The organism is Streptomyces sp. ICN903 (assembly GCF_022015835.1).
Lineage (GTDB): Bacteria > Actinomycetota > Actinomycetes > Streptomycetales > Streptomycetaceae > Streptomyces > Streptomyces fenghuangensis.
On sequence record NZ_JAKMAY010000297.1, the window covers coordinates 1 to 6,541 of the forward strand.

Consider the following 6,541-nt stretch of genomic DNA (forward strand, 5'->3'; position numbering starts at 1 on the left):
GCCGAAGCGCCCCCGGCACATCCCCTCCGAAACGGGCGGCCGCCAGCACCACCGCCCCGGTGTCCCCGAAGCCGGGCATGCCGGTCGCCAGCAGAGCCCGCTCGGGCGTACGCCCCGCTCGCAGCTCACCTGCCACCGCCGAGCACAGGGCGATGACGGCGGCCTCTCTGGCCGCTCCCGCACGGCGCCGCTCCCGTACGCGCAACCGACGGGCGAGCAGCGGCGCCGCCACAGCACCGGCCAGCAGCGGCAGCACCGACTCCCCCAGCAACGCCAGCAGGGCACCGCCCACCGGACACCACCCCGCGGAACCCACCCGGGCCCCCAGTCCGCGCACCGTCCGGACGGCGGCCTCCACGGCACCGGCTGCCGGGCCGCCCCACCGGGACACCGGCTCGGCGCCGCCGGGGCACAGCAGCCGAGCCCTCCGCAACCCCTCGCCGGGGCGGCCCAGGAGCCTGCTCATCGCTCCGGCGCACACCATCGCCGCGCACACCGAACCCGCGTACACCACCTCGGGCTGCGCACCCGCCTGCGCACCGGCCGCCGTCACAGCGCACCACCGCCCCGTGCGCACAGCCGCTCCAGCCGCAGCCAGCCCCGCTCCCGCACGAAGCCGTCCGGCCCCCAAACGGCGGCGGGCACCGTCACCACCAGGCCGTACCGGTCCTGCTCCAGCACATGGATCTCGGCGATCCGTCTCCGGCCCCGGCGATCCCGCACCAGATGGACCACCACCGACAGCGCCGCCGCGAGCTGGCTGTGCAGCGCCGTCCGGTCGAGCCCCGCCGTGGTGCCCAGCGCCTCCAGCCGGGCCGGTACGTCGGCCGCCGCGTTGGCGTGGACCGTCCCGCAGCCCCCTTCGTGGCCTGTGTTGAGCGCGGCCAGCAGATCCGTCACCTCCGCTCCGCGCACCTCGCCGACGACGAGCCGGTCCGGCCGCATGCGCAGCGCCTGCCGCACCAGGTCCCGCAGGGTGACACGGCCTACGCCCTCCTGGTTGGCCGGACGCGTCTCCAGCCGCACCACATGCGGATGGTCGGGGCGCAGTTCGGCCGAGTCCTCGGCCAGGACGATCCGCTCCCTCGGCCCCACCAGTCCCAGCAGGCTCGACAGCAAGGTCGTCTTCCCCGACCCCGTCCCACCGCTGACCAGGAACGACAGCCTGGCGTCAAGGACCGCCCCCAGCAGCGCCTCCCCGCCCGGGGGCACCGTTCCGGCCGCCACCAGCTCCGGCAGGGCGAAGGCTCGAGGGCGGGCCACCCGCAGGGACAGGCATGTGCAGCCGACCGCCACCGGGGGCAGTACCGCGTGCAGCCGGGTGCCGTCCGGGAGCCGGGCGTCCACCCATGGGTGGGCGTCGTCCAGCCGCCGTCCCGCCGAGGTGGCCAGCCGCTGGGCGAGTCTGCGTACCGCCGCCGCGTCGGGAAAACGGACGGCGGTCCGCTCCACTCCGCCGCCGCGGTCCACCCAGACCTCGTCCGGAGCGGTCACCAGGACGTCCGTGACCTCAGGCTCGGCCAGCAGCGGCTCCAGCGGACCGGCACCGACCATCTCCGACCGCAGCGCCTCCACCACGCCCAGCACCGCGCTGTCCCCGAGAAGCCGCCCCTGAGCCCGCAGCGCCGCCGCGACCCGGGCGGGCGTGGGTTCCGCACCGGCTTCCGCCAGCCGCAGACGCACCGCGTCCACCAGCGTCCGCGGAGCCGGCGCCCCACCGTAAGCATCCGCCCGCGCATGCGCGTCCGCTTCCTCGCGCGTCCTCCTCAAAGCCTCCGTACGCGCGCTCACGCGGCCACGCTCCCCCGGCCGCCGGCGGGCCGGGCCCCGCCCTCCGGCAGGGCGCGGGCCCAGAACTCCGCACAGAACCGGGCCAGCGGACCTCGCGTGTCCGCTCCGGGCGGCCGGCCCGCGTCCACCGCGGCCGACAGTCCTGTCTCGGAGGGCATTTCGCCGGCGAGGCTCAGCCCCAGCAGCCGGGCGATCTCCTCGCCGTCCAGCCCCGGCCCGAAGGGGCCTCGCACCACCGCCCGCAGGTCCCGCAGCACCAGGCCGGCCCGGGAGGCGACCCGCTGCGTCGCCGCGACGGCCCGCAGCTCGGCGGGTACGACCAGCAGGCCGAGGTCGAGTTGCGCCAGCACATCGGCGACCGTCTCGTCCAGCCGCCGCGGCAGGTCGACCACCACCACTCCACCACGCCGTCTGGCCGCCCCCAGGACCGCTCGCACCGCCTCCGGCGGGACGGCCGCGCTCTCCCCCCTGTCCCAGCTGAGCAGCCGCAGACCGTGCAGCCTGGGCAGGGACTCCTCCAGAGCCGCACCGCCGACCCGACCGCGCGAGTCGGCGAACGCGGGCCAGCGCAGGCCCTCCGCCCGTTCCCCTCCGAGGAGGATGTCGAGCCCGCCGCCGAGCGGATCGCCGTCGACGAGCATCGTGCGGTGCCCGGCACGCGCGGCCGTGAGGGCCAGCGCACAGGCCAGGGTGGAGGCCCCGGCGCCGCCGCGGCCTCCCATCACCCCGACGGTCAGCGCCTGCCGCCCCACCCCCTCGGCCGCGTCGGCGATCCGGCCGGTGAGCCACGACTCGCCGTCGGGCAGGAGCACCACGTGCTCCGCTCCGATCCCCACACCGCGCCGCCAGACGCCGGGGTCGTCCAGATCCCGGCCGATGAGCAGCACCCCCGGTCGGCGCGCGGGCGCACGCGCCGACCGGTACAGCGCATCGGCCCGGTCGTCACCGACCAGCACCAGCGGAGCGCTCTCCCACCGTCCCGGGCCCGGCGGTGCCCCGTGCTCCACCTCCGCCTCGGCCCCGGCCGCCGCGCACAGGCGCAGCAGATCGTCCAGCAACTTCTCGTCCTCGGTGACGATCAGGATGCTTCCGGTCACGTCCCGTTCCCCTTCCGGATTCTCGCTCTCCAGTTCGCGGCGGACCCGCGAACTTCGCGCTCAATCACCGTGCCGGGGAACGGAAAAACTCGATGATCTTGGTCTAAATGTGTGGACAACTCGGCAGTTGTGAATAACTCGCTCACTCAAACGAGCGACTCCGCATGAGCGGACTGACGAATACGGAGAGTGACCGGTCGCAGAAGGAGAGGGCCGGTGCCACCGCGGACCGAGGGAGGGGAGGAGAGGAGCCCGAAGACACGAAAACGCGTCCGGACATGCGACGACCCCCGCCGGGGGGGAGAGCGGGGGTCGTCTCCACGGCCGACTCGGGGGGGGAGGAGCCGGACCGGGGTAGCACGGTCGCGAACGATCCGTGACTTCCATGGTGTACCCGAGAGCCTTCTCAGGCAAACCCACGCGCCCTACCTTACGCCGAATGGTGGGCGCATATGCTCAACCTCGTGGAAAACCACTCGCTGCCGCGCACCGCTGCCTTCTTCGACCTGGACAAGACGGTCATTGCGAAGTCGAGCACGCTCACCTTCGGCAAGTCCTTCTACCACGGCGGGCTGATCAACCGGCGCGCCGCACTGCGCACCGCGTACACGCAGTTCGTGTTCCTCGCCGGGGGCGCCGACCACGACCAGATGGAGCGGATGCGCGCCTACCTGTCCGCGATGTGCCGCGGCTGGAACGTCCAGCAGGTCAGGGAGATCATCGCCGAGACCATCCACGAGCTCATCGACCCGATCATCTACGACGAGGCCGCCTCCCTCATCGAGGAGCACCACCTCGCCGGGCGCGACGTCGTGATCGTGAGCACCTCCGGCGCGGAGGTGGTCGAGCCGATCGGTGAGCTCATAGGCGCGGACCGCGTCGTGGCGACGCGCATGGTCGTCGAGGACGGCTGCTTCACCGGCGAGATCGAGTACTACGCGTACGGCCCGACCAAGGCGGAGGCCGTCCGCGAGCTGGCGGAGTCCGAGGGGTACGACCTCTCGCGCTGCTACGCCTACAGCGACTCGGCCACCGACATCCCCATGCTGGAGGCGGTCGGCCACCCGCACGCCGTCAACCCCGACCGGGCGCTGCGCCGGGAGGCGGTGTCCCGGGACTGGCCGATCCTCACCTTCCAGCGCCCGGTGCGCCTCAAGCAGCGGGTGCCCTCCCTCACCATGCCGCAGCGCCCCGCGCTGGCCGCCGCGGTGGCGGTGGGCGCGGCGGCGGCGACCGCCGGCCTGGTCTGGTACGCCGGCCGGCGGCGCGCCCGTCTCCACACGGCCTGAGCACCGCCGTCCTCCGGCGGGGCCTGCGGCCCCTTATGCGCCTCTACGACGGTCCATGTGCGCCTACAGGGCATTTGAGGGGTAAAGCAAAGCTCTGCGGCGAGAGGTTCCGCTTCATCACCGTTTGGGGTACAAAGGAGTCAACGGCCCGCGAGACCTGGCCGATCCCACCCGAAAGGGGGGTCGGCGCGGACGAAGGCCCCACGGACCGAGCATGGAAGCCGGGAACCCACGCGCAGCAGACCCGCGATAGGGCCGGCCGCACCAGGGCCGGGCGAAGTCCCACCTGATGACGGCGATACCGTGCACGCCTGGTACCCCGGCGGACGTGCCAGCGGCGACACCGACCTCGCGCCGGTGCCGCCGCATCACTGTGCGGGGAGCTTCGGTGACGCCTCCCGGGCCCCCGCCGGGTTCCCCGGCGTCAGGCCGCCCCGCGCTGAAGGGCCTCACAGACCGCGGTGCTCTCCCTCGCGCCCAGCTCCACCGCCCGGCCGCAGTGGCCGATCCATCCCGCCACTCCCTCCGGGGTGCCGGAGACGTATCCCTTCAGCGCCTCGGCATAGGCGCCGGCGCCCTGCTCGGCGTGACCGACCTCCGAGGGACAGACGGACTTCGGGTCCAGACCGCCGCCGATCAGCACGATCCGCTCCGCCGCCCGGGCGACCAGGCCGTTGTGCGTGCCGAAGGGCCGCAGGGCCATCAGCTCGCCGTGCACCACCGCCGCCACCACCAGCGCGGGCGCGGATGTGCCCGCGACGACGAGCTGCGCCAGGGCGTCCAGCCGGGCCGAGACCTCGGCGGCGTCCGGCAGCGCCGGCCCGGCCACCAGTGTCTCCTCCACCGGCTCGCCCGCCAGCCGCGGCCGACCCACCCGGTCGCCCTCCGCCTCTCCGCCCGCCGCCACCAGATGGAGCCTGGCCAGCACCCGCAGGGGCGACTGCCGCCACACGTCCAGCAGTTGGCCCGCCTCCGCGGTCGCCCGCAGGGCCGCGCCGACCGTGCGCGCCTCGGCGTCCGCACCGAAGTCGCTGCGGCGGCGCACCTCCTCCAGCGGCCAGTCGGCGCCGTCGAGCGCCGCCGAGGCGCGGGCGCCCCGCAGCACCGCCTCGGCGGTGACCTCGCTGCTGCGCCGCCGCATCACCCGGTGCCCGTACACCCGGTCCACGGCCTTGCGCACCGATTCGACGGAGTCGGCGACGCCGGGCAGCGAGCCCAGCGCGGCGAGGGGATCAGCAGTCTTAGGCATGTCTAGACCCTACGCACCCCCGAAGGCGTGAACGCCCCACGATCGAGTGGTCTTCTTCACGCGGTCCCCCTCCGTGCCGCGGGTCCCCCACTACGCTTCCGACCATGAAAATCGCTTTCGTAGGAAAGGGCGGCAGCGGCAAGACGACGCTGTCCTCGCTGTTCGTCCGTCACCTCGCCGCCCAGCACCTCCCCGTCGTCGCCGTGGACGCCGACATCAACCAGCACCTGGGCGTCGCGCTGGGCCTGGACGAGGAGGAGGCGGCCGCCCTGCCCGCGATGGGCGCCCACCTTCCGCTGATCAAGGAGTACCTGCGCGGCACCAACCCCCGGATCGCCTCGGCCGGGACGATGATCAAGACGACTCCGCCCGGCGAGGGGTCCCGGCTGCTGCGGATCACCGAGGACAACCCCGTGTACGACGCCTGCGCCCGCCGCGTCCGGCCCGGCGGTGTCCCCGACGGCGGCGACGTACGGCTGCTGGCCACCGGTCCCTTCACCGAGGCGGATCTGGGCGTGGCCTGCTACCACTCCAAGGTCGGCGCCGTCGAGCTGTGCCTGAACCACCTGGTCGACGGGCGCGGGGAGTTCGTGGTCGTCGACATGACGGCGGGCTCGGACTCCTTCGCCTCCGGGATGTTCACACGCTTCGACATGACGTTCCTGGTGGCCGAGCCGACCCGCAAGGGCATGGCGGTCTACCGGCAGTACAAGGAGTACGCCCGGGACTACGACGTCCAGCTGCGCGTGGTTGGCAACAAGGTGCAGGGCCAGGACGACCTGGACTTCCTGCACGCGGAGGCCGGGGACGACCTGCTGGTGACCGTCGGGCACTCCGACTGGGTGCGCGCGATGGAGAAGGGCCGTGTCCGGCCCTTCTCCGAGCTGGAGGACGCGAACCACAAGGCGCTGCGCATGATGCAGGAGACGGCGGACGCGTCGTACGGGCTGCGCGACTGGGAGCGCTACACCCGGCAGATGGTGCACTTCCACCTGAAGAACGCCGAGAGCTGGGGCAACGCGAAGACGGGAGCCGACCTGGCGGCCCAGGTCGATCCCGCCTTCGTGCTCCGCGAGGAGCCGGCCCCCACCTCCCGGACCGCCTGAGTCGGCTCC

5 protein-coding genes and 1 pseudogene are annotated in these 6,541 nt (G+C 73.7%); 2 read left to right on the forward strand and 4 right to left on the reverse strand.

Annotated features, from left to right (window positions below):
- From L7D48_RS23735 to ssd, 3 genes and pseudogenes are all read right to left on the reverse strand, one after another.
- A pseudogene (locus L7D48_RS23735) lies at positions 1 to 553 on the reverse strand (hypothetical protein); the annotation flags it as partial.
- Positions 550 to 1,695 carry a TadA family conjugal transfer-associated ATPase gene (locus L7D48_RS23740; RefSeq protein WP_237882299.1) on the reverse strand — a complete coding sequence of 382 codons (1,146 nt, stop codon included), beginning with the start codon at positions 1,693 to 1,695 and terminating at the stop codon, positions 550 to 552. The pseudogene L7D48_RS23735 and the gene L7D48_RS23740, both read right to left, overlap by 4 nt.
- Before the next feature lie 92 nt (positions 1,696 to 1,787).
- On the reverse strand, positions 1,788 to 2,888 hold the full coding sequence (gene ssd, locus L7D48_RS23745; protein WP_237882291.1) for a septum site-determining protein Ssd: 1,101 nt from the start codon (positions 2,886 to 2,888) through the stop codon (positions 1,788 to 1,790).
- A gap of 452 nt (positions 2,889 to 3,340) precedes the next feature.
- Between ssd and L7D48_RS23750 the strand changes: the two genes are divergently transcribed.
- Positions 3,341 to 4,177, forward strand: coding sequence for an HAD family phosphatase (locus L7D48_RS23750; protein WP_237882293.1), 837 nt, complete (start codon positions 3,341 to 3,343; stop codon positions 4,175 to 4,177).
- Between the two features lie 424 nt (positions 4,178 to 4,601).
- Here L7D48_RS23750 and L7D48_RS23755 read toward each other — a convergent pair whose 3' ends face one another.
- On the reverse strand, positions 4,602 to 5,426 hold the full coding sequence (locus L7D48_RS23755; RefSeq protein ID WP_237882295.1) for an oxidoreductase: 825 nt from the start codon (positions 5,424 to 5,426) through the stop codon (positions 4,602 to 4,604).
- Positions 5,427 to 5,530: 104 nt separating this feature from the next.
- Here L7D48_RS23755 and L7D48_RS23760 point away from each other — a divergent pair, with 104 nt between their 5' ends.
- Complete coding sequence (locus L7D48_RS23760; protein ID WP_237882297.1) at positions 5,531 to 6,532, forward strand: ATP-binding protein; 1,002 nt, start codon at positions 5,531 to 5,533, stop codon at positions 6,530 to 6,532.
- The last annotated feature ends 9 nt before the right edge of the window (positions 6,533 to 6,541 follow it).

Excerpts from the sequence above, each read along its gene's own strand:
- L7D48_RS23750 (WP_237882293.1), top strand. The coding sequence starts at position 3,341 with ATGCTCAACCTCGTGGAAAACCACTCGCTGCCGCGCACCGCTGCCTTC.
- L7D48_RS23760 (WP_237882297.1), top strand. The coding sequence starts at position 5,531 with ATGAAAATCGCTTTCGTAGGAAAGGGCGGCAGCGGCAAGACGACGCTG.
- L7D48_RS23755 (WP_237882295.1), bottom strand. The coding sequence starts at position 5,426 with ATGCCTAAGACTGCTGATCCCCTCGCCGCGCTGGGCTCGCTGCCCGGC.